Origin of the sequence: Chitinophaga sp. 30R24 (assembly GCF_049056765.1) — a bacterium.
Taxonomy (GTDB): Bacteria; Bacteroidota; Bacteroidia; order Chitinophagales; family Chitinophagaceae; genus Chitinophaga.
Genome location: NZ_JBJGXX010000007.1, coordinates 118,990 through 144,462, shown reverse-complemented (window position 1 = coordinate 144,462; position 25,473 = coordinate 118,990). Strand labels below are relative to the sequence as shown.

The 25,473-nt window shown below is 42.3% G+C and carries 16 protein-coding genes and 1 tRNA gene; 7 read left to right on the top strand and 10 right to left on the bottom strand.

The genetic code is table 11. From position 1 onward, the window contains the following. The first annotated feature begins 521 nt into the window (after positions 1 to 521). Positions 522 to 809: a hypothetical protein gene (locus ACDQ55_RS15765; protein ID WP_420982384.1), complete on the top strand. Its 288-nt coding sequence runs from the start codon at positions 522 to 524 to the stop codon at positions 807 to 809. 531 nt (positions 810 to 1,340) lie between these two features. Here the strand turns inward: ACDQ55_RS15765 and ACDQ55_RS15760 are convergent. Next, positions 1,341 to 2,795, bottom strand: coding sequence for a hypothetical protein (locus ACDQ55_RS15760; protein WP_420982382.1), 1,455 nt, complete (start codon positions 2,793 to 2,795; stop codon positions 1,341 to 1,343). Positions 2,796 to 3,050: 255 nt separating this feature from the next. Here ACDQ55_RS15760 and ACDQ55_RS15755 point away from each other — a divergent pair, with 255 nt between their 5' ends. Then, complete coding sequence (locus ACDQ55_RS15755; RefSeq protein WP_420982381.1) at positions 3,051 to 5,702, top strand: outer membrane beta-barrel protein; 2,652 nt, start codon at positions 3,051 to 3,053, stop codon at positions 5,700 to 5,702. 117 nt (positions 5,703 to 5,819) lie between these two features. Here ACDQ55_RS15755 and ACDQ55_RS15750 read toward each other — a convergent pair whose 3' ends face one another. The 4 genes from ACDQ55_RS15750 to ACDQ55_RS15735 form a co-directional block, all read right to left on the bottom strand. Continuing rightward, entirely contained in the window at positions 5,820 to 6,977 is a 1,158-nt protein-coding gene (locus tag ACDQ55_RS15750) for an epoxide hydrolase family protein (protein ID WP_420982379.1), read from the bottom strand. Positions 6,978 to 7,180: 203 nt separating this feature from the next. After that, entirely contained in the window at positions 7,181 to 8,686 is a 1,506-nt protein-coding gene (locus ACDQ55_RS15745) for a RagB/SusD family nutrient uptake outer membrane protein (RefSeq protein WP_420982378.1), read from the bottom strand. Positions 8,687 to 8,732: 46 nt separating this feature from the next. Then, on the bottom strand, positions 8,733 to 11,801 hold the full coding sequence (locus ACDQ55_RS15740) for a SusC/RagA family TonB-linked outer membrane protein (RefSeq protein ID WP_420982376.1): 3,069 nt from the start codon (positions 11,799 to 11,801) through the stop codon (positions 8,733 to 8,735). Positions 11,802 to 12,270: 469 nt separating this feature from the next. Beyond that, on the bottom strand, positions 12,271 to 12,693 hold the full coding sequence (locus ACDQ55_RS15735) for a hypothetical protein (RefSeq protein WP_420982375.1): 423 nt from the start codon (positions 12,691 to 12,693) through the stop codon (positions 12,271 to 12,273). A gap of 235 nt (positions 12,694 to 12,928) precedes the next feature. Here ACDQ55_RS15735 and ACDQ55_RS15730 point away from each other — a divergent pair, with 235 nt between their 5' ends. Continuing rightward, positions 12,929 to 13,660 (top strand): GntR family transcriptional regulator, encoded by a 732-nt coding sequence (locus ACDQ55_RS15730; RefSeq protein ID WP_420982374.1) that lies wholly within the window; start codon positions 12,929 to 12,931, stop codon positions 13,658 to 13,660. 164 nt (positions 13,661 to 13,824) lie between these two features. Then, the gene (locus tag ACDQ55_RS15725; RefSeq protein WP_420982372.1) at positions 13,825 to 17,859 is read left to right on the top strand and encodes a DEAD/DEAH box helicase; all 4,035 of its coding nucleotides are present in this window, start codon (positions 13,825 to 13,827) and stop codon (positions 17,857 to 17,859) included. Here ACDQ55_RS15725 and ACDQ55_RS15720 read toward each other — a convergent pair. Continuing rightward, positions 17,856 to 18,614 (bottom strand): SDR family NAD(P)-dependent oxidoreductase, encoded by a 759-nt coding sequence (locus ACDQ55_RS15720; RefSeq protein WP_420982370.1) that lies wholly within the window; start codon positions 18,612 to 18,614, stop codon positions 17,856 to 17,858. The genes ACDQ55_RS15725 and ACDQ55_RS15720 overlap by 4 nt on opposite strands. Before the next feature lie 41 nt (positions 18,615 to 18,655). Next, the gene (locus tag ACDQ55_RS15715) at positions 18,656 to 20,374 is read right to left on the bottom strand and encodes an IlvD/Edd family dehydratase (RefSeq protein WP_420982368.1); all 1,719 of its coding nucleotides are present in this window, start codon (positions 20,372 to 20,374) and stop codon (positions 18,656 to 18,658) included. A gap of 717 nt (positions 20,375 to 21,091) precedes the next feature. On the opposite strand from ACDQ55_RS15715, the gene ACDQ55_RS15710 reads away from it, so the two are divergent. After that, a complete protein-coding gene (locus ACDQ55_RS15710; protein ID WP_420982366.1) occupies positions 21,092 to 21,625 on the top strand; it encodes a hypothetical protein in 534 nt (177 codons plus the stop codon). 9 nt (positions 21,626 to 21,634) lie between these two features. Here the strand turns inward: ACDQ55_RS15710 and ACDQ55_RS15705 are convergent, their stop codons facing one another. Next, positions 21,635 to 22,072, bottom strand: coding sequence for an acyl-CoA thioesterase (locus ACDQ55_RS15705; protein ID WP_420982364.1), 438 nt, complete (start codon positions 22,070 to 22,072; stop codon positions 21,635 to 21,637). Positions 22,073 to 22,264: 192 nt separating this feature from the next. On the opposite strand from ACDQ55_RS15705, the gene ACDQ55_RS15700 reads away from it, so the two are divergent. Both ACDQ55_RS15700 and ACDQ55_RS15695 read left to right on the top strand, forming a co-directional pair. After that, positions 22,265 to 22,349, top strand: a tRNA-Ser gene (locus tag ACDQ55_RS15700). Between the two features lie 918 nt (positions 22,350 to 23,267). Beyond that, positions 23,268 to 23,879, top strand: a complete 612-nt coding sequence (locus ACDQ55_RS15695; protein WP_420982363.1) for a tetratricopeptide repeat protein — start codon at positions 23,268 to 23,270, stop codon at positions 23,877 to 23,879. A gap of 88 nt (positions 23,880 to 23,967) precedes the next feature. On the opposite strand, the gene ACDQ55_RS15690 is transcribed toward ACDQ55_RS15695, so the two are convergent. Beyond that, positions 23,968 to 24,882, bottom strand: a complete 915-nt coding sequence (locus ACDQ55_RS15690; protein ID WP_420982361.1) for a bestrophin family protein — start codon at positions 24,880 to 24,882, stop codon at positions 23,968 to 23,970. A gap of 11 nt (positions 24,883 to 24,893) precedes the next feature. After that, positions 24,894 to 25,379, bottom strand: a complete 486-nt coding sequence (locus ACDQ55_RS15685) for a hypothetical protein (protein WP_420982360.1) — start codon at positions 25,377 to 25,379, stop codon at positions 24,894 to 24,896. Positions 25,380 to 25,473: the final 94 nt, after the last annotated feature.

The window sequence follows — 25,473 nt, the reverse complement described above, 5'->3', positions numbered from 1 at the left end:
TCAAATGTCGTAACTCCGATTTTTTATTTAATGGCAATATCATTTTGGTCATCTGAGAATTATTCTGTGGGTTAATTCCGTTCAATGATGTAAAATTAATTAGAGGTACTGTTGTAGTTTTTCAGTGATTGTTAAACTAAGAAAATTTAACATTGAAAATATTTAACTCTTTTTAATTCAATGAAGAATATTTATTTTGGAGGTATAGTTGTTGTAATCATATTTTATATTTCATTTGTTAGCGTTAAGCATTTGTGAATAATGATAAGAATATAAACGGTTGCAGTAATAAGCTATAGCTTTAGATTTTTAAGTTAGTTTGATGTTGACCTGATTGTATAGGCTCCTGTATGCCTATACAATCATATATAAGTCTGTAGAAGAACATTGAAAGTGAATTATCGTTGTATAAGTGTACTACATATACCTTACCTGTTATAAAGTGAAGTGGATAACTATTCGATATTATATAATTAATAAGCGTGCATCAATTTGATTTTTAAATCCATAAAACTAATAAAATGAAATCTCTGAAATTTTTATTTATGGCTGCTGCTACATTTATTGGTATTTCATCAGCATATTCAGAAAACTCTCGAGCTACGTACACTTATGTAAATATCGGTGCTGATCGATATACGTTATTGACAGATATTTATAATTCCGCAAGATGTATTACGGTTGATACAACTCATCCGTGTGCTTATAATATATCCCAAACGACTTTTGGGTCATGGGCAACAAAGCATATGCTAACAACTGCTGGCGCTGTACCTAAAGGATATGATAGGATATATGTCTTCTTCTAAAAGGGAATTATTTATTGTTTATATGTCCATTAACTATTGCCTATAAACGAAAGTTATTAAGATAGAGTGAGCTACTTCTATAAATTGGTTAGGGAGGTTATGATTAATAAGTGTTGGGACTTTTGAAGAGGATATGACTGTATTTGCAGACGATTGATAGAGCTAATTCTGCTGATACAATCATATCCCTTTGTATGGTTTATGTATATCTCATATGTACCCGTTTAAATATGTCAATGGGCAGTAGCGCACATCTATTTCGGATATATCGTGAGTTCCTCACGAGGGTATTCACCGGTTTGGAATTATAAATATGGAATGAAAGAAATAATATGCCGGTTTTAATTGTACAAAATTCCTCAAAGAATTTACTTGGACAAATAATATGACTTCTTATTGGGAATTGATAAGTACAGTGATATATTTTGCCCAAGTCTCAATGTTCTAAACGTGCAAATTACATTGCTCAACTTTTCGGAAATTTCTTATTAGGATATGTGTGATCCCGTTTAATCCTGTCTGTAAGAACAATCATTCGGTCTCAAATTTTGATTTTTCGGCAAGTAGCACTAAAAAGGTAAATATAATGATCATCGGGCCTATTTGATGCTTAAATACGATTGGTGAAGCCAATATGCTAAATATTGCATTGGCGGTTACCATCACTGCTACAATTACACATGAGATATTGAAATTTCTTTTTTCCTTTATATACTCTTTCTTGTATATCCAACGAAGTAGTAGGATAAATAAAGCAATATTGAGCAATCCAAATAAAGAAGGGAAGAAGTAAAACAAGGTTTTTTGAAATGTAGGAAAAATGATATGAACTTTATTATTAGGATAGTTAAACCAGGCAGCAGCGATAGGAGATACTTCTTGTGATCTTGGATTATATGTTTCTAGTTCTTCTATAGGAGGTATGAAATAGTTGATAGTGTTTGGAATAATAAAATACTGGGTATAAGGGAGAGGGTTTTGCTTGATTAGAAATTGACCATATTTTGAGAATGTAGGAGAAACAGCACTCCATAATTGAACTTCCCCTATGCTATCTATTTGTTTTCCTAAGGTAACTGATTGATATTTTTTTAACGGACCTTCTACTTCTTTCAGATAGATAGATCCGTCAGCTGGTGACCTCTTCTTAAATATATTTGGTAAATGAGCGAAGTAGTCTACCACATAGCGATGGATCATTTGGCAATCTCCTGGTGGTTCATCGATGGTGTTAAGGTGTGGAAACATATAAAGTGCATTATTAGCTATTTGCCATCCACGAAAAACGGAAAATTGTTTTTTACCAGTAATTTCATATGTTTTTTTAATGGTAAACTGAACAAAAAGACATAATAGTAATAATGGAAATAAAACTCCGATGGCTTTGACCCATATTTTTTGTTTGGAGATAATGATGGTTAATATGCTTACCAAAGGAAAGTACATAGCATTATAGCTTATTGAAAATGTTATTAAAATGGTGATAGCATGGATAAGGTAAATCCAAAGTGAGGGTCTGTTTAAAACCCAGATAATTTGTGCGAACCAAATTAGTGACAGTGAAAGAAATATAGCATCACTTGAAATATAATTGCTTAGGTACAATGAAACAGGGTTAAATAGAAGAGCATAAAAAATTCCTTTTATTGCTTTATTACTTGGCTGGTAAAAATAACTGATAGTAACTAGAAGGAAGAATTGTGTAAGTTGAATCAGGATATGTTGCGTTACAAAGACCAACATATCAGAGTGGCCAAAATGATGTATAAATGCTAAAAATTTAGAATATCCAATCGGCAATATATTTACGTCAAGTTTTTGTAATGCAGCAGCTATATAACTATAGCTATCCGAAGAATAGTCTGCAAATGGGTAAAATAACTTAAAAACTAAAAGTTGGATAATTATACATACAATTCCAATAATTGTAAAGCGAGAAAAATTTTCCGAGAAATGATGCCGAAATGTTTGTGAGGTAGTTAGCATAGAAAATGAATTATATTTAATAATATGAAATTATGCTATGCTGTAGTTGTCCATTTTAGTTTTTTATCTCCCTCAAAGGATAATTTAAAATATATTTTTGATTGGAGAATATTAATTCATAGGATCGTTCCCCGCACCCATTGTACAATCTGGTTATATATCTTCTTTGTGATTTTTATAAGTGGCACTCGACTGAACTAATTACTGCAATACTATTGCATAGAACTGTTATAGATTAAGCGGGATTATCCGATTATGAAACTTGTGCCATCTTTATTAGTCTTTCTGCTGTTGCCATTTTTAGGAGTTGCCCAAGGAGGTAGAATTTACGGTAGCGTATTAGATTCACTTACCAGGAAACCCTTGTATGGTGTTTCATTAAGTTTATTATATGGAACCGATTCATCAAATACGGGGAATATGGTTCTTTCATCAGCTGATGGAACCTTTCTCTTTTCAAACATTAAGAAAGGATACTATAATATTTACTTAAGCTATATAGGTTATCATGCTTTTATAACAGAGAGAATAAAAGTTGATACTACCATATACCTTGTTAAGGATATTCTATTATCCCCCAAAGGTATTAATCTATCTCAGATTGAAATTATTGGAACAAAATCAGCTATTGCTATTAAAAAAGATACTATAGAATTTGATGCGGGAATGTTCAAGGTTCAAGAGACTGCTTCGTTGGAAACGCTTCTTAAAAGAATTCCCGGAGCTGAAATTACGTCAGATGGAAGCATTAAGATAAATGGTGAAGTGGTGAAAAATATTATGGTTGACGGACATGCTTTTTTTGGTACGAATACGAAAATTAGTACACAGAATTTATTATCAGGAATTATTGATAAGATTCAAATTATTGATAGGGTTCCTGAAAATTCAGATCAGCCAGGAGGCATTAATGAAAAGTCTGAGAAAGTAATCAATATTACAATTAAGAAGGATCATTACAAGCGTATCAATGGGTTATTAGGATTAGGTGGAGGTACAGAGAGCACCTTTGCTGCCAAAGCGAGCTTGAACAGATTTACGGAAGGACAACAGGTTGCTGTAATTGGAAATTCAAATAATATAAATGGATTTATGGATAATATGGATGGAAGTGGGGTGGATGGGAAATCATTAGTAACAAATGCAGGAACAAACTTTAGCCAAAATATAAATAATAAAGTGGCGTTTTCAGGTAGCTATTTGTTTAATCAAGGTCGTACTTCAGTTAACTCTATTTTATCACGCCAAAACCTATTGGAAGATTCAATATTTTATAATAAATCTCAAAATTCGGGTAATCGCAATACGATGGCTCACGCGATTGATCTTAACCTCATTATTAATATTGATTCATTATCTACATTGAAAGTAAATGGAGGAGGGAATATTGCTACAAGTAACAATAACGCTTCATCAGATTACTCATCATTTGCCGAAAATTATATACCGACCAACGTTGGGAAATCTTTTCAAAGATCACAATCACAGAACGACATATTTTCATTAATACTATCTTATCAGCGAAAATTCTCAACAAAAGGCCAAACGATTCAAACAAAATTTTCTTTTAAAAATTCCATTAATAATGGGAATAGCAGTGATTATGCCACAACAACTTATAATAATTCTTCTGGTTTAAGTACAATTGATACACTTAATCAAATAACTGCAGATATTGGGATAGAAAAAAATTATCAGCTATCTATATACTATGAGCAACCGATTTTTAATTCTTGGCTACTTGGGTTATCTAATAATCTAATATTCATTAGTAATTCAGTTGACAAAAAGGTATATGGAAATAATTTAATTAAAACAGATATTGATAATTTGGTTGATTCCTTAAGTGGAAAGATAATTAATAACCAGATTACTAATATTAGTAGTATGTATATTAGGAATAAGCTTGGGAAACTCGACTATAACATAGGGTTAAATTTAGTATCGTACATGCAATATGGAGGTTTAAACGGTGCCGCCATGGGTTTGCAAAATAAAGCGATAAAAATAAATCCTGAATTTTCACTATCCTATCTTTTAAATGCTACGAAAAGTCTGAATATATTTTATGGGAGTAAAATACAATCTCCAAATGCAAATATGCTGAATACTATTCAGGAAGTAATTTCTCCTACTATGGTTGCTGTTGGAGATCCTTCATTGAGGCCGGTTAGAAATGAAACGTTAAAGCTGTCTTTTAGATACATTGCACCTAACAGAGTAAGTTCATTGTTCTTAAACTCGGTCACCAATATACTCCATGATAATATTATATCTGCCACATCAATAGACACCCTGGGACGTTTTTTTGTTAAACCTGTTAACATTAAAAGCGGATTTTTCTCCACTTCAACAAGTGCATCCTATAGCATGCCATTGAGTAAAAAAGGGCCTACTTTAAGTTTATCTACGTCATTAAATTATAAGAAGGGAGTGAGTTTAACTAACGAAAACTTAATCAATATAAAATATTATATATTGTCTCAAGGTGTAATTGTACATTATGCGTATAAAAGTGTATTTGATATTTCACTTTATGGACATGCCAATTATAATATGATTAAGTACTCGAATCAAGCAAACAGTCTTACTAAATTTGGTGATTATTCCATGTTGGGAGATTTAACTTTCAATTTGCCATTTCGCGTTAGTGTAGGTGGACACTTTAGTTATTTGCTTAACAATGGTAGAGGAGATACCTATAATACAAACAATTTGATCTTAAATCCGCAGATTAGTAAGCAACTGTTTCGTAATTCACGGGGTTTAATAAAATTTCAAGCTTTTGATTTATTAGGAGTTAATAATTCAAATAAAAGAGTGATAGAAAGCAATTATATTGAAGATAGTATGACTAATGTATTAGAAAGATTCTATTTGATCAGTTTTACTTATTTTCTGAAATAATCTGAGCTTGTACCCAGAAATGATTGCAGTGTATCATTTTACCTGGAGGATTGGCTGCTTTTAGATTGCCATGTCGAAATTAGCAGAGTTAGTTTGTGGGAGGCCATTTAGCGGGTCTTATTTTTCTTTTAGAGAGAAGAAAAATTCCTGTACATCTGTTGTCCATAATACTGGTTGTTCAAAGGCGGCAAAATGCCCACCCGCTTCCATGGTAGTGAAGCGTTGCAGGTTTACCCGCCTGGCCGCCCAATCGCGGGGAGGTAGCACGGTGTCTTTGGGGAATAGGGCTACTGCAGTTGGTGCAGCTACCCGCTGAGGTGCAGTAAGGTTACTGGTATGGGCAAACAATGCCCGCATGTTTTCTGCATAGGTGTGTATAGATGGGTTAATGGTTTGGGTAACCCAATAAATCATAATATGGGTAAGTAATTCATCTTTGGTGAAACTGTTTTCAATATTTCCTTTGTTATCACTCCAGGTATAAAATTTTTCCAGCATCCAGGAGGCAAGGCCTACGGGTGAATCGTTGAGCGCATAACCCAGGGTTTGGGGTTTGGTAGATTGCACAATGTTGTAACCTCCTTCAGTGAATTCCCAGTGCAGGCAGGCTTGTACAAATGCTTTCTCGGATGTACTTAAAGAAGATTCGTCTTCGATTCCTGTGGGATAGCCAACATCAGTGAGGTGCAGGCCTTTTACGGCACTGGGGTATTTATTGGCCAGCGCCATGGTAACGGCTGTACCCAGGTCGCCACCAGCGGCATAAAATGTTTGATAGCCTAGTATGTCTGTCATCAGCTGGTACCAAATGTCGGCCGTTTTTTCGGCTGCCAGTGCCTGATGTCCGGAAAAACCAAAACCAGGTAAAGAAGGCACTATTACATCGAAGCTTTGTTCAAAATTTAATCCGTATGCGGCAGGGTCAGACAACATGGGCACCACCTTGGCAAAGCGGTAAAAGCTATCGGGCCATCCATGGGTAAGAATGAGGGGCTTGGGTTGATTGCCTTTTCCTTTGGCATATATGAAGTGTATTTCCTGCCCGTTGATATTTACTTTATACTGTGGTAATTGATTGAGGGCTGTCTCATTGGCACGCCAGTTATATTCGTCCTGCCAATACTGTACAAGTGCATGTAAGTAATCCGGGTCTGTACCATAGCTCCAATCCGGGTCTGCAGGGGCATCGGGCCAGCGGGTAAGGGTTAGCCTAGCCAGCAGGTCGTCCAGCATGGCCTGGTCTATATTGATCCTGAAGGGCGTTATCGTTTTCATGTTTTTGGGGCGTTATCTGAAATAAAAACGTTTACGGCCCCGGTTTAGTTTCATATTTTATTGCCGGCGTACGCGTAGTAACCATTTTTTAATTTTCAGGTATTTGTTACCGTTTTAAATAATCGCTGTTACTGAATGGATATAATAAAACAGCAGCGGGGCACATTGGCCCCGCTGCTGTTTTATTTTAACTAGCCGGAAAACTAAAATCCGGGATTGTTAGGTAAAAGATTGGGATTTACGTCGATTTCAAGCTTAGGCACGGGGAACAGTAGGTTCTTTTGTGCGAAAGTAGCGTTGTACACTGTAGTATGACCTACAAAGTCGTCCCAGTTGCCGGTAATATCATTATGTACTTTGCGGGTACGGATCATATCGAACCACATCTTGTTTTCGAAGCAGAGTTCAAAATAGCGTTCCAACCATACTTCGTGCTCAAAATCAGTTTGGGAAATGCCATCAGGGATCGGCCCCAGATTAGCCCTTTGGCGGATAAGATTTACATAGTTTTTTGCATCTGCATTAGGAGCGCCTTCTGCGCGGTTAGAAGCTTCGGCATACAGCAAGTATACATCTGCCAGGCGGTATAAAGTATAGTTCAGATCAGATTTGGCCGTGCTTACCACAGCGGTAGAATCGAAGTACTTATATATATAAGGACCTCTGAATACAACCGTATCCGGGCTGTTGAGCTTTTTATACTTTGTATAGAAGAACTGCCTTTCCTGTATCCGTTTATCGCCTGGAGCAAAGGACGCGATGAATTGGGGAGTGGGGTATACCGATCCATACTCATCCGCATACTGGGAGATACCGGAAAAATTGGGAATTAGCAGGGGGGTGAGTGGATTGGGAGAAGGTACAGATGCCGCATATTGTACCTGGAAAATGAACTCTCCGCCGTTCTTGTTCTGCGGGTTGTTCATATCAGTATAGTTCTGGAAAAGCGAGTAGGAGCCACTAGTGATCACGGCTTTAGAAGCCGCTGCAGAAAGGGCGTAATATTGTGAACCTCCGTTGATGGCGGCCCCTGCGTAGGTGAGGTATACGTCTGCCAGCAGGGATTGTACAAAGCCCATCGATACTTTACCGGTATTATCAGCCCAGGGCAGGGTAGATTGTGCCGCGGTGGTCAGGTCTGGAATGATAATGCTGTCGTAGATCTTTTTGGCGTCTGTGCGCGAAAGATTCAGGTTAAGATTGGTGGGCACTTGAGTAACCATGGGTACGGCGCCGTACATTCTTACTAAATGAAAATAGAACAGCGCGCGCAGGGTATGGGCTTCTGCCAGCATATTGGCTTTGTCTGCGTCTGTAATAGCATTGATCCGGGGAATGTTTTCCAGGGCTAAATTACAGGAACCTACGCCCAGGTACAGTTGCCTCCACCAGGTATCGAAGTAGAAAGAGGTATAATTGTAATTAAGGTTCTGGAAGTTGATAAACCCTGTTTGGCCCAGATCGCTATTGGCCTTGCCTGTCAGGAATTCCATGAGGTTGTATACATTACCGCCATAAGAACCATCCTGGCTGGCCAGAAATCCCTGCAGGTATTGATAGGCGCCGTTGGCATATGCCCGGGCGGCCTTTGCGCTGGAGAGGTTAGCGTCAGGAGAAATAAAATTCGTGGGTGTGGTTTCCAGGAACTTTTTACAGGAGCAGCTCAGCAGCACCAGTATAGCTATGATAATATTTTTGCTCGTTTTCATTTTCAGTTTTTTTAATTCACAAAGAAGAGATCACGTTAGCAAACGGCTAGAAATTGAGGTTTACCCCTAAGTTCCAAACGCGTGGGCGGGGATAGGGGAAGAAGTCAATATTTTGGGAGAAGCCGCTGTTAGCACCGTAGGCAGAGTTAAACGTATCTACTTCCGGATCGTAACCGGTATAATGGGTGATTAGGAAGAGATTTTGTACGCTGAAGTAAACGCGTAAGCGGTTGATATGGGCCCTTCCCATCATTTCTTCCGGGAAAGTATATCCCAGGATGAAGTTTTGGCCACGGATAAACGAACCATCTTCTACCCACCAGGAGTCGAAGTGGGAATCTTGTGTGAATTTATAGCTGCGTACCTGTGCAATGTAAGTGTTCTGGTGCTCAGGCGTCCAGGCATTGAGTACGGTAGCTAAGCTGTTGGCCAGTGTTTGACGGTCTTCTGTAGAGTGTTTGAAAGCTGCGGCAGTGTTCACGCCTTCTACGAAGCGAATGTCGAAAGACAGGTCCCAGTTTTTATATTTGAAAGTAGAGCTGAACGTACCGGTCCATTTCGGATAAGCGCGCCCGATAATGCTGTAATAAGGACTACCATCGGCGTTGTAGATATATTTCCTGTCGCCGGGCAACAGTCCCTGTGTAGCTGCCAGTGCTGCTTCATCGGTGCTATAAGTACCCAGCCTGGTCATGCCATAGAAGGAGCCGATAGGCTGGCCTACACGAAGCACATTGGTTTGGCCCAGGAAGTTAGGACCGGGAAAGATATCTGCGTTACCGTTATTGAGTTTTAGAATTTTGTTTTTGTTGGAGGAAAACAGGAAGTTGGTAGTCCAGCTGAAATTTTTATTAGTGATATTTACCGTTTGCAGTCCAACCTCAAAGCCTCGGTTTCTTACAGAGCCTATGTTCTGGTATACGCTGGAGGTGTACATACCTGCAGACCAGGGAATAGGAGTGGAAAGCAGGAGGTCTTTGGTGGTACGGTTATAGTAATCCGCGTTCAGGCTAATGCGGTTGTCCCATAAGCCCACTTCCACGCCACCATCGAATTGTAGGGAACGTTCCCACTTAAGGGAGGAGTTACCCAGGTAGCCAGGTACGAGGGTTCCTTGGTTGCTCCCGTTTAATACGGTTTGGGTGGCTCTTTCCTGCGCGCGGTCTTGGAACTGGCCGATATCTTGGTTACCGGCTACACCATAACTGGCGCGGATTTTCAGGTTATTCACGGTTTTGCTGCTTTTTAGCCAGTTTTCTTCAGACATGCGCCAGGCAGCGGCCACAGAAGGGAAGAAGGCAAACTGGTTATCTCTACCAAACCTGGAAGAACCATCATACCTGCCTGTGGCGGTAAATAAGTATCTGTCTTTGAGGCTGTAGTTAGCACGCGCATAATAGGAGTTCATCGCCCAGGGGGTGGTGAGCGATTGGGCATCGGAGCGTACGGAGCCTGCCTGCAGATAATTCCACTGGAAGAAGTCATCCAGGAAATTTTGGGTTTCTACCAGGTCTGTTTCGGAATTGTATTTCAGAAAGGAGATACCTACTACTGCGTTCAGGGTATTGTTCCGGTCGAATTGTTTGTTATAGGTGAGGTAGTTTTCTGTTTGCCAATATTTGTTAAAGGCATTGTTGATGCGGGCTACACCTCCCTGGTCCTGTGATAAGTGGGGGAGATCGCCGGCAGAGTAGAAGTCGTTTTTATCGCTTTCCAGGTCAAAGCCAAAGTCTGTTTTAAAGTCCAGGTCTTTGATGATATGGAACAATAAGTATACGTTACCGATAGTATGCATGGTATTATTAAGTGTATACCGGTTATTGGCGATATGCACGGGGTTCGGACCACCTTCCAGGCCAGGGATATCGTTATTGCCGGCCCAGGAGCCGTCGGGATATTTTACCGGAACGATCGGTACCTCTTCTGTTACCATTCTGGGTACGTTGAGGGAGCCGTTAGCATCAGATACCACCCGTTGTCTGCTAGAGACAAAGTTTAATCCACCGCCTACTTTCAACCATTTTTTAACGTCATTGTCCATAGTAAACCGCACGGAATATCTTCTAAACCAGGATTCGATCATTAAACCGTTTTGGTCGAGGTATCCGAGAGACAGGCTATACTGGGATTTTTCGTTACCGCCGGAGAAGTTGAGCTGCTGGCTCGTAGATACAGCGGGTTTATACACTTCCTTTTCCCAATTGGTATTGTAAAGCGGTTTATCGTTTGCATCAAAAAGGAGCGGGAAGTTTTGATGGTTCAGTGCAGCCGGAGGCGTCCAGATACCATGATTGGGGTCGAATTTAGTGTCGTTCTGAAAGGCTAAATTGTAGACTTGTATGAATTGGTCGGAGTTAAGTGTTTTAACGTGCCTGGCCAAGGTGCTTACGTTAACGTCGCCCTGGTAGTTAATTTGAGGAGGACCGGGTTTACCGCGTTTAGTGGTGATCATGATCACACCATTGGCGCCCCTGGAACCATAGATTGCTGTAGAGGAAGCGTCTTTCAGTACTTCCAGGGAAGCGATATCATTGGGGTTGATGGAGTTGCCATCTACGCCTACCACTCCATCCACTACATAGAGTGGGTCTACTACGGAGTTGATGGAACCGATACCACGAATACGTACTTTGGCGGCCTGCCCTGGAGCGCTACTGTTGATACTTACATCCACGCCGGGTACTTTACCTTCCAATGCCTGTGAAACGTTGGGTACGGGAGCATCCATCAGTTTATCCGCTTTCAGGGAGGCGACAGCGCCGGTAACGTCGGTTTTTTTGACAGTTCCATAACCGATTACCACTACATCATTCAGGGTGCTCACCTGTTCAGTGAGACTAACGTTGATGGTTGTTTGGTTTCCTACTGGCACTTCTTTAGTGGTAAATCCGGTAAAGGAGAAAACAAGCACGGCGTTCTGGTTCTCTACCTGTAGCGTATACACGCCGTCTACATTGGAGATGGTACCTCTGGAGGTGCCTTTAATAGCTACTGTTGCATTGGGAATTGCTGTTCCATCTGTTGCATTGGTGACCCTTCCTGTTATTTTGATTTGGGCCATGGCATGCAGGGAGCATAATAGGCATGCAAGCACATAAACTAGAGTTCTTTTCATAACAAGTCTTTAGAAATTATGGAAAATAGCCAGTTGATAGCCAGTTTACAGTTGATAATAGCCGTGGATTCGCGTTGGTAAAGGAAGCACACGGATGACAAAATGATTTCGTATTAATTCATGGTTTTGAGACATTTTTAATCAGAAAGATCCGGTTGATGAATAATAAATAAGCCAATTAAATAATAAATAAGACGCGCTAATTGTTTATTATTTCTACTGATTTATTGCCCAATTTTTCAAAAGAGCGATAGCTTCCAGCAAAACTCCTGCTTCTCCCCTGGAAGTTTCCATAACCTTTAGGAACACCTGTTTGCATATTGTACCATTCGTAGAAGCCATTAGGTGTGATTACCCGGTTCAGCAGGGCTTTCATCCAGGTAAAAGCGCGGGGTATATTTCTACACGGTAGTATCCCACAAATAGCGTTGTGTATTTTCCTGCTTTCATTCTTTGCAAAATCGTTTTATTACTGAGCGTAAAAAAAGGAAGCTGCGGCCGCCGATAACATCCACATATTTTTTACGGCTTGTATCAGGGAGGGTTCCTGGTCTGTTTCCATGGTGTTTTTATCGGCTGCCCATCCAGCTACGATATTGCCATCTTCTCCCTGCATTTTAAAAAAGAGCAATAGCATCTTCCGGATAGTATCTGCCGGAAGTACCTGTAAGGAACCCTTAATGAAGCTATTAAACCACACTTCTCCATAAGAAGTGCCGGCAAACTGGCCAGTTAACAATCTTAACGTGCGCGCCTGTACGGTGTGTAATTTTTTATCGGATAATACAACTTTTGCGAGTTTTATTTGTTGATTCGGCTGGGTACATGTTTTCTTGGGCAAAACAGGAAGCGTGAAACTGGCAATAATGGGAATTATCAAATAGTTTTTCATAATGTGGCCCCGTATTATTATGTACAAACATATAAACATAATTTAATTTTAGCAAGAAAAGTTTCTCACAGATTAGAATAGATAATAAATGATTAGTTATCAACTTAAAGTGTATTTATTTTCTAACTTTATTTAGACTGGATATTGCTATATATGTTTAAATGATTAGATATTATTTTGAATAACGGAAGGGCTAAAATTGTTTTTCTTGCGTTTTTCCAGTTGCTTTGCAAGCATGAATTTGAGTATAGATCATAAGAATCCTTTACCACTTCATATTCAGGCAGAGAACCTGTTGCGTAACATGATCAAGGACCCACAATATGCCAATGGGAAATTTTTACCTAATGAAGTACTGCTAGCAAAACAACTGGCCATCTCCAGGTCTACTTTACGTCATGCTCTAAATAAACTTGTTTACGAAGGTTTACTGTCCAGAAAAAAAGGAGTGGGCACAAAAGTGGCAACACCAGCCATTAGTTCCAAGTCAAAGAATTGGTTGAGTTTCACCCAGGAAATGGCTGCAAGGGGCATTTCCATCAAAAATTACGAGCTGCATGTTACCTGGGTATTACCTGATGAAACAATTGCCAATTTTTTTGATATCAGCCCTACTAAAAAAGTGTTGAAGCTGGAACGGCTGAGAGGAAAGGAGGAAGGCCCCTTTGTATATTTTATTTCCTATTTTCATCCGAGGGTGGGCCTTACCGGGGAGGAAGATTTTAAACGCCCGTTATATGATATTCTGGAAAAAAATTATATGACAATAGCCACGCTGTCTAAAGAGGAAATCAGTGCTAAAACGGCGGATAAATTTATTGCGGGTAAACTGGAATTGGAGCAGGGAAATCCTATCCTTTTCCGGAAGCGTTTTGTGTACGACCAAGGGGAACGGCCCATTGAATATAACCTGGGTTACTACCGGGCAGATAGCTTTGTATATACAGTAGAAAGCCGGCGGGAGTAGTTAACGGGAAGCAGGTGGATTATCAAGTATTGGAAAACCAGCCGTGGTAAAGGGAAGTAAGCAACCAGGATTGCTCAGATTTGGTGAGCTGTTAACAGCTACCTTAAAGCTACAAAGTAAAATATCTTGGCGGGATTAGGAAGGCTTCACTTATTTTTGTTTACATGGTGAATGAAGATTTTTACTTGCAACAGTATCATGCACAGGAAGCGGATACCCGGCTGGTGATGGAGGTAATGTCGATATACCTGTATCCGTTGGAACTGTATACAATTACGGATGCGGTAAATAAAGTGCAGGAAATAAAGGCCCCCCAGGTAGAGCAGATATTGAAACACCTGATTAATACAGGTTGTGCGGTGAGAAATGTAAGTGGTAATTATGCGCTGATACCAGCATTGAGTTTTGCGCTCTTTCCCCTCAATATCACGAAGCCAGCCTATATTGGCGTGCTGGAAAGAACGCGTTTGGCGGTACATGCTTTCTACAGTGTTAGTATACGCTTGCAGGAGCTGCAGCAATTGCTGACGGCCTATTTTACCGGCGACCGCTCTTTGCTGGCATTGCCGGTAAGAAGGTTGGAACTGGACCTGGATGAATACCAGCCTAATTTATGCTATCTTTTATATTATCCGGCTTATGCGGGTTTATTACAGTTCTTCAGCGAAGATAGCCTGCATCGCATGGCCGCTTTTGCATTAGGGTATAATCTCTTAAAAATGCCACCGGTAGCTGAACTGGAAGCATTTCGCCAACAATATGACATAGCTTTTCCAGAATTACCTTTGCTGCAGGGACAACTGGAATGGCCTGCACCAGATGATACGGCAAATGGATGGTATGCACAGGGAGTGGTATGGCTCTACAAGGGACAGCCGGAAAAAGCATTTCTTTGTTTTGAAAAAGGCCTCAAACGGCAAAGGCAGCAAGATAAAAAACACATATTGCCTTTGTCGCCTTTTTTCGCCTTTTACTATGCATTTACATTAGCTGTTTTGCCTGCTGCTCAGGCTAATCCGTTGATCAGCAAAATCACCACGGCATATGAGCGCAAGTCGTTTCCCGGCTTTACACCGGCTGTAGGTTTGCTGTATTTGCATACTGGCCGCAAGGAGAAAGCAGAAAATGCTTTGCTCCTATTGCTGGAGGGGGCGGAAAGCAATCTGCTGAGTTACTTGTCTATATCAGTTTTGCAGTTACTACATCCCAGGAGTAAGCTATTGCGCACATTTGCTGCACAGGCTTCCCGCTTATTGCAATTAAGCAGGGTGCATCACTACCGGTTACTAACCTACGAATATTTATATTTATTTAAGGGAGATGAGTACCAGGGATATGAAAATGATTTCCGGGAAATAGAAAGGATCACCGGATACCCGCCGGTATGCTCGCAATTGGAGCTGGTGCCCGATTGGGAACGCTTGCTGAATACGCTATTGGGAGCAGATCAATATCTTGCAAAAAAAGAAAAGCAGGTGGTTGTTACACGATTGATCTACCTGATAGATCTTGACCATTATAAAATACAACCTGTACAGCAAACATCCCAGGGAAATAATACCTGGAGTGCCGGCAGGAATGTGGCGCTTAAAAAGCTGAAAGAGGGCAAAGCTGAAGGGATGACTAACCAGGACTTCCGTATTGGCGCCACTATACAAAAAGATCACTACTATAATCAGGATGGTGAGTCTTACTCCTTTGCAGGAACGGTATGGGAGGAGATTGCCGGTCACCCATTTTTATTTTCTGCAGATGATCCCACTGTATCTATTGAGGTTGTAAAGGCTCAGCCGGAGTTAAGTGTAAATAGCACCGGTAATGGCTATACGTTTAGCGCCAATGTAGAAGATTATGTAAGCGATACGGTGTTTGTAAGAGAAACTGATACCAGGCTCAAAGTGGTCTCATTGAGTCCTCAGCAGCGCCGGTTGCTGCAAACATTGCAGCAGATACCGGTAGTGCCTGCAGTGGGAAAAGACAAGTTATTGCAGGTATTAAAAAGCATTGGCGCACATCTCACGATTCATGCTGATATGGGAGATATTTCTACCAATGTGGGCAAAAGACCTGGCGACAGCCGTATTGTGGTGCAGTTACTGCCACTGGGGGAAGGGCTAAAAGCCAGTTTTTATGTGAAACCATTTACGCTGGACCCTCCTTACTGCAAGCCTGGCACGGGCGCCCATAATATCATTGGTATCAGCAATGGAGAGCGTTGGCAGGCCGTAAGGAATCTGGAGAAAGAACAAGCGCACCTGAGCACATTATTGAACCTAATCCAGGGTATTATTGCGCAGGATATTACGGATGATACCCTGGTGTTTGAAGAGCCGCTCGATTGCCTGGAGCTGTTAGAAATTATCCGGCTGTATCCAGACATAGTAAGGGCAGAATGGCCGGAGGGCGAACGCTATAAGATCCGGCAACAGGCAGGTTTTCCGCAGTTGCACATTTCTCTGAAAGAAAAAGACCATTGGTTCCAATGTGAAGGTACGCTCAAAGTAGATGAAATGACGGTACTAACACTGAAAGAGTTACTGGATACTTCCTTAACAGTGAAAAAAAGGTTTATTGCCTTGCGATCAGGCGAATACCTGGCTTTAACCAGCGACTTACGCAAACGGTTAAACGAAATGTCGAGCGTTACCAACATAGACCGTGCAGGCGTTAAATTGCCAGTATTTGCAGCTCCGGTGTTGGATGAGTTGTTGGAGCAGGCGGGAAAAGTAACTACTGATGCTGCCTGGAAGGCTTTTGCCCATAAAAGAACAACTGCTATGGAACTGGCCGCACCGGTACCTGTTACATTACAAACGGCGTTGCGCCCATATCAGGAAGAAGGTTTCCGTTGGCTGACGCACCTGGCAGCGTGGGGAGCAGGCGCCTGTTTGGCTGATGATATGGGACTGGGGAAAACCATACAGGCGATTGCCCTACTACTGCACCGCGCTGCAGAAGGAGCGGCGCTGGTAGTATGTCCTGCTTCCCTGGTGGCCAATTGGAGTAATGAAATTAGCCGTTTTGCCCCCTCCCTAAATATTATATCGCTGTATAACGGTCAAAGGCATACGTTGATTAAGCATGCGGGGCCTTTTGATGTGGTAATTGCCACCTATGGCTTGTTACAGGCGGAATCTGATTTATTGGCCACGGTAAAATGGCCTACCGTTGTATTGGATGAAGCGCATACAATTAAGAACTTCCAGACAAAAACCTCTAAAGCCGCAATGTTGTTGCAAGCAAGCTTTAAATTAATGCTAACAGGAACGCCTATACAAAATCATATGGGCGAAATATGGAACCTGTTTCATTTTCTGAACCCGGGTTTGTTAGGTTCCCTGGATCATTTCAATAAGCAGTTTGTGTTTCCGGCAGCGCGTAATCCTGAGAGTACCGTGAAGCTGCATCTTAAAAAACTGATCGCACCTTTTATATTGCGCAGAACTAAAACGGCTGTACTGGATGAGCTGCCGGAAAAAACAGAGATTATTAAACTGGTGAGTTTGTCTCCCGATGAGGCGGCATTTTATGAAGCAGTGCGGCGGCAGGCTTTGGAAAATATCCAAACGCAGGAGGGGAATATAGCCCAGCAGCGTATCCGCGCCCTGGCGGAAATTGGCAGGCTGCGAATGGCTGCCTGTCATCCACAGATGTTGGACCCAGAAATAGATATTCCCTCTTCCAAGCTTGCTGTGTTCCGGGAAATTGTTACAGAGCTGGTCTCCAATCAACATCGTGCTTTGGTATTCAGCCAGTTTGTAAGGCATCTTGATCTTTTGAAAGTAGCGCTGCAACAGATGGCTATCCCCTATCTATACCTCGATGGCAGTACGCCTATATCGCAACGCGATCAACTGGTAAAGGATTTCCAGGCAGGAAAGGGGCAATTGTTCCTTATTAGTCTTAAAGCCGGTGGAATGGGGCTTAATCTCACAGCGGCAGACTATGTGATCCATATGGACCCCTGGTGGAATCCAGCCGTGGAAGAACAGGCTTCAGACCGTGCACACCGCATCGGACAAACGAGGCCGGTAACTATTTACCGCTTGGTGGTGCAGCATACCATAGAAGAAAAGATCATTGCTTTGCATAACAGTAAGCGGGATCTAGCAGATCAGCTGTTGGAGGGCAGCGATCAGGCTGGAAAGCTTAATGCGCAGGAGCTATTGGCCTTAATTGCCAACGATGAAACGTATTAAAACGGAGAGGGACTGATACAGGTCCAGCCACCATCAATGATGAGACTTTGGCCGGTGATGTGCCTGGCCCCATCCGATACCAGGAACAGGGCGGCCTGTGCGATATCGGCGGTATGAGCGGGCCTGCCCATGGGCGTTAGTGCCGACCACGTATGTTCGTAAGCAGGATCTTCCATTGTTCTTTCGGTGAGGGTAGCGCCAGGTGCGATCGTGTTCACCGTAATTTTATAAGCGGAGAGTTCAATAACCAGGCTTCTGGCCAGCATCTCCAGAGCCGCTTTGCTCATGCCGTAGGCGGCAAGGTCTTTATGCGCCTGGTGGCCGGTAACGGAAGACATGAATAATAACGCGCCTCCCTGTGGCTGTTGTTTCATTTGTTGGGTCGCTGCTTGTGCCAGGAAAAAAGTGCCGGTAAGGTTTACTTGCATAACCCGGTTAAAGGCTTCTGGTGTGTAGTGAAAGAAATCGCCGAATAGTGTAATGCCAGCATTGGCGATCACGATATCAAGGTGCCCATATTGGGTAATGGTTGTTTGCACCATCTGCCGGATAAAATTAACGTCGCTGGTATCTCCAGGCAAAGCGATGCAATTACCGCCAGTATGTTGTATCTGTGCTGCTGCGCTATGTGCCAGGGCTTCATTAATATCATTTAAGATAACCATTGTACCTGTTGCTGCCAGCTGCCGGCAGATCTCAAAGCCGATTCCCTGGCCGGCGCCAGTAACGATTGCAGTTTTGCTTCCTTCATTCATAATAATAGTTTTATGCAAAGGGTATTTCAGCTACCTTAATTTTAATGTGAGTCCCGGGTTACTTCACTGCCGGAGTTACCTTTTAAGAATCGTAAGTCGGCACCCAGATGGGCTTGTTCTACCTGTTGTTGATAGAGTTGCACGTAGCCGCGGGGGGCTGCCTGCCAGGTAGGTTGCCATTGTTGTTGCCGGCGGGCTATTTCCTCCAGTGAAAGTTCTGCGTGTAGGCGACGGCGTGGTACATCCAACGTAATCATATCGCCATCGCGTAATAGGGCGAGTGTGCCTCCGGCGGCTGCTTCCGGCGATATGTGCAGCACTACAGTACCAAATCCGGTGCCACTCATACGGCCATCGGATATACGTACCATATCTGTAATGCCTTGTGCCAGCAATTTTGCAGGCAGTCCGAGGTTACCCACTTCGGGCATGCCGGGATAGCCAATGGGGCCTGCGTTCTTCAACACCAACACGCTGTTTTCATCTACTTCCAGTGCAGGATCATCAATTCTTCTTTTATAATCGTCGATGTCTTCAAAAACAACCGCTTTACCTGTATGTTGCATGAGGTGGGTGCTGGCGGCAGAAGGTTTAATAACGGCGCCATTTTCACATATATTTCCTTGCAATACCACAATACCGGAGAGGGTATTAAAAGGAGCATCTATAGTGGTGATCACCTCTTTATTATAGCTGGGTGCGTTGGCGTAGTTGTAGCCAATTGTTTGACCATTAACGGTAAGGCAGTTAGTATGAAGATGACTGAGTAAGGCGTGGATTACAGCTGGTAATCCTCCTGCATAATACAGATCTTCCATAAAAAAGCTGCCGGAAGGCTGCAGGTTGGCGAGCAAGGGAATGCCGGCGGAAAAAGTATCCATGTCTTGTAGACTCAATGGTACGCCTATACGCCCGGCGATGGCTAGCAGGTGGATCACGAAGTTGGTAGATCCGCCGATGGCAGCATTTACCCGGATGGCGTTTTCAAAAGCTTCGCGGGTGAGGATATCAGAGAGCCGCCTGTTTTGGCGGACCATTTGCACAATGGTTACGCCAGACTGTTGCGCCAATACTTTGCGGGCAGTATCAGGTGCAGGGATGGCCGCATTTTGCGGCAGGGAGAGCCCCACCGCTTCTACCATACAAGCCATGGTAGAAGCGGTGCCCATAACGGCGCAATGGCCATCACTACGGCACATGCCCGATTCTGCCAACAGTAGTTCCTCACTGGTCATATGTCCGGCCCTCACCGCTTCACTGAAACGCCAGATATCGCTGGTGCCTATACGTTGTCCGCGATGTTGACCAGTGAGCATAGGACCGCCGGAAACTACGATAGTGGGTAAGTTCACACTGCAAGCGCCCATTACCAGGGCGGGTGTGGTTTTATCGCATCCGCATAGCAGCACTACGCCATCGAGGGGGTTAGCCCGTATAGACTCTTCCACATCCATACTTACCAGGTTGCGGAATAACATGGCGGTAGGCTTCATCAGTGTTTCTCCGAGCGACATTACCGGGAACTCTAGTGGGTAACCGCCGGCTTCTAATATACCGCGCTTTACGGCTTCCGCCAGATCGCGAAAATGACTGTTACAAGGGGTGAGCTCCGACCAGGTATTGCAAATACCAATGATAGGTTTGCCTTCCAGTTCGTAAGCCGGTATACCCTGTTTTTTTAACCATGCCCGGTAAATAAAGCCATCCTTGCCTTCCCGGGCAAACCAACGACTGCTTCTCAATGTGTTTTCATGTGTCATAACGGGAGTGGATATGGTATAATAAGGTACAATTATTTTTTGACTTACAGCAGTTCTGTAATTGATTTCGATTACCAGTTTTTCTTACGTGATAAAACGTTCACCAATAAGAAACACCCAATAAATGAGGAAACTACGGTAAGGCATATATGATGGTAATTATATGGTAGTGACCAGTATGGTTTCACGCTGGAGCATGCCTCAGTACAACCTTTCTTCAGACTGCTATTTAACGGGCAGGGCTTTACCGGATAGAGGAAATTAATGTAGATGATGAAAATAAAAGATAGGGACAAGGCCTGCTCTCAAATGCTGGCCCATGCTTTATTTTAACATAATTTTAAGATAATGAAATCTTAAAATGCTGGAGTTGGTTAGTAGGAGAAATGAGGAAATTATCACTGCTGAAATGGAAATGTTATATGAAAGTCAATCGTTTATCTGTGAATTAATATTGTAGCGTATAAATACGAATGCCTTGGCGTCGTAGCACTGGAGCATTGTTATTTTTCGGTGGTAGTTGCAACTATTTTATAGCGTGTTTTGTTTATCTCTAACGGTGGACTTCACTGCCATAAGATGTAGTGGGCGCTACACTTGCTGGATGATGAGATTATGAAAACCATACCCCAAATATTTGTTTGAGCTGGTGCCCGTTACTCTTTTATACATTTGTTTCGGGGCAGAAGCTATCATTAATGCTAAAAATTCAGGTACATGAAAAAGTTTATTTGTTTGTTGATGGTGCTGGGAGCTGCCTGTCGGTTGTCTGCTCAGTCTGCCCCTGCTGCGGCGGTTGTATTCAATGAAGAAGATCTGATCACAAAGATCTTTGGTAAAGATAAAGAAGCTGTTCTGAGTGACTTGCTTCAATTGTCGCCAATGGAAGAGAAGGCGTTTGAGTCGGCGTTTAACGAATATGAAGATGAGAAGAGGCCTTGGTTAGCTGAACGTATCGCTTTATTGAACATGTACAATGAAGAATTTGCTTCGCTGGACGAACGCAAAATGAATTCGCTGACCCGGCAGATTATTAATAACGATCTTGAATTTGGCCGTTTGCAGATGCGTTATTTTCGTCGGATGAACAAATTGTTGGGAGCTACCAGGGCAGCTAAATTTTTTCAGTTAGATAATTACCTGGAACAATCTACCCGCGTATATTTACAAAATCAGTTGCCTTTTATCAAGGAGCTGGAATCAGACAGGAAGGTATTTACACCTGACGATAAGCCGTTTTCAAGCAGATAGTTGCTTGGTTTATCCTGCTTCCTCAACAAAGTCTTCGCTACGTGGAATAGCCTTGAATTTTTCTAAGAGTTCTGGTGGTAGCACTGCGAGTTTACGTTTACGTATATCTATCCAGGCGCCGTCTACATGTATGGTAGCGGATTTAATGCCATCGCCGCGGAATATTTCATGCCGGATAGACCAGCGGGAGGCATCTGGTCGGCATCTGGTCATTTCACAGCTTACCTGCACTTTATCGTTAGGGCCTATTTCCCGGTGATAGAGCAGTTCTTCCCTGAACAGGATAGGACCCAATTGCAGTTGCACAAAATGTGCGGTGTTGAGGCCAACCTGGTCCAGCATATTTAAGCGCGCCTGGGCGGCGAAATCCGCATAAGCTGAATGCCGGAGGTGCATATTGGCGTCTATTTGAGACCACATAACAGGTCCTTCAAAGCATATGTTCATATTTAAATTTACGAAAAAGCGGGTAATTCAACTGGCGCATATATATCACGAATATCCATTCGTAATGATTAAACGTAAAGAATTTATTTATTATGGGAGCGCCACGGAAGCCGTTATTAAGGAAAATTTTTATAAAAAAAAAGTAAAACAAATTTTTTTAGAATCAATTCCTTTTATACTTTCGCACCCGTTGGAGAGTTGGCAGAGCGGTCGATTGCGGCAGTCTTGAAAACTGTTGACTGTAACAGGTCCCGGGGTTCGAATCCCTGACTCTCCGCTTCAAACGAAAAAACACTGCTTGCAGTGTTTTTTCGTTTTATAATGATACTAGATGGTTGACTCAATTCTCATTGCCACTTATTTCTTAAATTCATTCCTGTCTTAAACAATTTCTTTCCATTTTAATATGGATTCAAGTAGAGATTATTTTTTGTCTTCGTATTTTCCGCGGTCGTCACCCAAAAAGAGGTAAATATTTGCTGCTGATATTATGTGCCCGCAATGGTTCTTTTAATCCACCATTGTCTGTTTCCAGCTGCCCTTTTCTGTATTCGGCTGCCAGGTCCCACACCTACTTTGGGTGTATTTGTTTTTAATAAATAACGGTTATTGATTACCAGTGTCTTTTGTTTTGTTGTTTATCTGCGTAACCAGATATATTACTACGGCGATGATCAGTACAATCAGGGCTATCACAGGTATCATAAGCGTATAATTTTATACAGATCATCTTCATGAATTATGCCACAGACTAATATTGGAAATAGTTACCACTATGGTAGGATAACCTGGAAGGATATGTGAAGTTTTTCGCCTGGTATAGTTGAGGAAAATACACACCTCCATGAGGTGCCTTCGCCGCCTGGTTCCCGGGGAACGCTTATACGGGATTGGGTATACGCCGATAATAGGTAACCGCCGGTAAAAAGGCCGAGCAATAACAAGAAGTAAATAGTGAGTTTGAATAATTTCTTCAAAAAGATCATATTTTAACAATACCCACAAATTAGGATATTTTATTATTTTGCGTCGGATCAGTTTTTTAACCCTGGTTGCCAACTATGTTATGTTTCCTATATGGAGTGATTACTATTTTCTAATTATTGTACTTGAGTTAGTATGTGTAATTCATGCGCTTAAAACTTACCGGAGGGAGTGGTTGTATCTTATTTTATTTCTTCCTATAGTTGGCTGTATGGCTTATCTGGTAATGGAGGTGATTCCTTCTGTTGCGCAGGGCGACATGGGCGCCAACCTGCTGCTGGTTTTGTGGCCTAACGGCCGTATACGTGAGTGGGAAAGAAAGGTGCGTATATCCGATACCGTTGCCAACAAGCTACAACTGGCAGAAGCATATGCCCATCAGCGGCAGTACGAAAGGGCGATCGCCCTTACACAGGAATGCGCGTATAGTTTCACTAAGGATGCGGGTATACTGCTGCAACTGGCGCGGTTACAGTTCCTGAACGGTGATTACGAGGAAAGCATTACTAATTTCGATAAATTAAATGCCGTCAAGGGAATAAGAATGAGTAAGGCAGAGGATGAATTGATATATGCAAGGGCGTTAGAAGCGATTAGTCTTACAGCACGGGCAGAAGCAGCCTATCAGCAAATCATCCGGGTGCATCATTCCCTGGAGGCAATGTACTATTATGGACTGCTGTTAAAGCAGCAGGGCCGGATAGCTGAGGCCAGGGCGCAGTTTGAGCAACCGCGGCAGGAAATAGATCTGCATCCGCGGTATGTACGGCGCGTAATCCGGAAATGGGTGGCCCTTTCTCGGAAAGAATTATCCCGTCTGTAAATAAAAAGGCCGGGTAAACACCGGGCCTCTTTATTACAGGATATAAATTACAGCCTTTTGATGGCCATCTTAAATACAAATTCAGTTATTAAAGTACATAATAGGCTGGTTTTTCTACTGGTTCTTCCGGCATATGGTATTGCTCATGCAACATCTGCCGCAAGTCTTTTTCAATATTCCTTGCGATAGTTGTTACCGGTGTATCTGTTGGTTTGTTTTCGAATGGATCTTGCAGGTTGATCCCCATTTTTTCTATCAAGAGGAAAGAAGCGGCAATAGCTATCACCAGCGGTATTTCCATGAAACCTAGCACATCTATCAATGCAAATGGCAATAACAGTATAAAGAAGATAACCGTGAAATGGGTGTACAAACTATAAGTTGCCGGGAATACGGTGTTTTTAATACGTTCACATTTACCCATGGCATCACAAAGCCGGGAGATCGTCTGATCTATCGCTATCTGCTGGTATTGGTTCACCCAACCTTGTTCCAAGGCGTATTTCAGGTCTTTCCCATGTAAAAATAAGAGGGCGGCAGGTACGTTATCATACTTCATCACATAGTTCAATTCCCTTCTTGATAACAACCTGTCTAATCCCTTCAGTGGGTCAGTTTTCCGCAATGATTGGCCCAGGCTATAGCACCATGCTGCCTGCCGTTTTACAAACCGCTCCTGGAAAAGGGTAAGGTCTTCCGACTGATAGGTGGCATCCATCAAGCTTAATACTTGCCGGGTCAGTGAGCGGGAGTCGTTTACAATAGCTCCCCAGATGGTTCTGGCCTCCCACCACCTGTCGTAGGCCTGGTTGGAGCGGAATGCGAGCAGCAATGATAATACGGTTCCCAATACCATGGGTATGGCAATGGGGATCGCTATATCGGTGAAATCATACCGGCAGTAGAGAATATTAATGATAAGGGTGTAAATGGCTACCAGTAAGATCTCGTATTTTATCTTACCAAATACATATTGCAGGGGGATATTTTTCTTGAGTAACATAACCTTGTCTTTTATTCAGTTGCCAGCAGTAACGCTGATATGCCAGATGGATCGCCTAGGTATTTCCGTTTTTGCAATGGTAATTGCATTTTCTCGCAGGGACACTGCTGGATTAATTTTCCCGGATCATAACTTCTTTTGGATGGCGGATTGTATTGATGATCTGCAGGCTGTATGATGAGGTCTATTTGCTGTGCCAGCAGGAAGTTGCGAAATGCTGCCCGGGTATTACCGTGGAAGAACTCTACCTTCAACTGGTGGATGGTGGAAGAATATTTATTACGGATAATTTCACATCCATCCTGGAAATCGGCTGAAATGAGCTCCAGGTGCCGGCTGTTGCGGGTATAGGTAATAAGATCGAACAACGAATCTGGCATTTCCAGGGCATGCATTAATATAACATTGATTTGCTCATGCGGGTGTTTGGCAACAATGCTGTGTACATAACTAAGAGAGCGAATGGAAAAATCTGTGGGTATGAGTATATTTTTCATGTCTGGTACTTTTTATGACAGCAAAGCTATCTTAGCCAGATAAGTAACCCGTAAGAATGGAGTTAAAAGGTAGTAAGAATGTGGTAAGAATTTG

What these genes read in the sequence shown, in the direction of transcription:
- ACDQ55_RS15755 (WP_420982381.1), top strand. Translation starts at nt 3,051, where the DNA reads ATGAAACTTGTGCCATCTTTATTAGTCTTTCTGCTGTTGCCATTTTTA.
- ACDQ55_RS15705 (WP_420982364.1), bottom strand. Translation starts at nt 22,072, where the DNA reads ATGAACATATGCTTTGAAGGACCTGTTATGTGGTCTCAAATAGACGCC.
- ACDQ55_RS15710 (WP_420982366.1), top strand. Translation starts at nt 21,092, where the DNA reads ATGAAAAAGTTTATTTGTTTGTTGATGGTGCTGGGAGCTGCCTGTCGG.
- ACDQ55_RS15765 (WP_420982384.1), top strand. Translation starts at nt 522, where the DNA reads ATGAAATCTCTGAAATTTTTATTTATGGCTGCTGCTACATTTATTGGT.
- ACDQ55_RS15750 (WP_420982379.1), bottom strand. Translation starts at nt 6,977, where the DNA reads ATGAAAACGATAACGCCCTTCAGGATCAATATAGACCAGGCCATGCTG.
- ACDQ55_RS15690 (WP_420982361.1), bottom strand. Translation starts at nt 24,882, where the DNA reads ATGTTACTCAAGAAAAATATCCCCCTGCAATATGTATTTGGTAAGATA.
- ACDQ55_RS15695 (WP_420982363.1), top strand. Translation starts at nt 23,268, where the DNA reads ATGGCTTATCTGGTAATGGAGGTGATTCCTTCTGTTGCGCAGGGCGAC.
- ACDQ55_RS15730 (WP_420982374.1), top strand. Translation starts at nt 12,929, where the DNA reads ATGAATTTGAGTATAGATCATAAGAATCCTTTACCACTTCATATTCAG.
- ACDQ55_RS15760 (WP_420982382.1), bottom strand. Translation starts at nt 2,795, where the DNA reads ATGCTAACTACCTCACAAACATTTCGGCATCATTTCTCGGAAAATTTT.
- ACDQ55_RS15720 (WP_420982370.1), bottom strand. Translation starts at nt 18,614, where the DNA reads ATGAATGAAGGAAGCAAAACTGCAATCGTTACTGGCGCCGGCCAGGGA.
- ACDQ55_RS15740 (WP_420982376.1), bottom strand. Translation starts at nt 11,801, where the DNA reads ATGAAAAGAACTCTAGTTTATGTGCTTGCATGCCTATTATGCTCCCTG.
- ACDQ55_RS15685 (WP_420982360.1), bottom strand. Translation starts at nt 25,379, where the DNA reads ATGAAAAATATACTCATACCCACAGATTTTTCCATTCGCTCTCTTAGT.
- ACDQ55_RS15735 (WP_420982375.1), bottom strand. Translation starts at nt 12,693, where the DNA reads ATGAAAAACTATTTGATAATTCCCATTATTGCCAGTTTCACGCTTCCT.
- ACDQ55_RS15725 (WP_420982372.1), top strand. Translation starts at nt 13,825, where the DNA reads ATGGTGAATGAAGATTTTTACTTGCAACAGTATCATGCACAGGAAGCG.
- ACDQ55_RS15715 (WP_420982368.1), bottom strand. Translation starts at nt 20,374, where the DNA reads ATGACACATGAAAACACATTGAGAAGCAGTCGTTGGTTTGCCCGGGAA.
- ACDQ55_RS15745 (WP_420982378.1), bottom strand. Translation starts at nt 8,686, where the DNA reads ATGAAAACGAGCAAAAATATTATCATAGCTATACTGGTGCTGCTGAGC.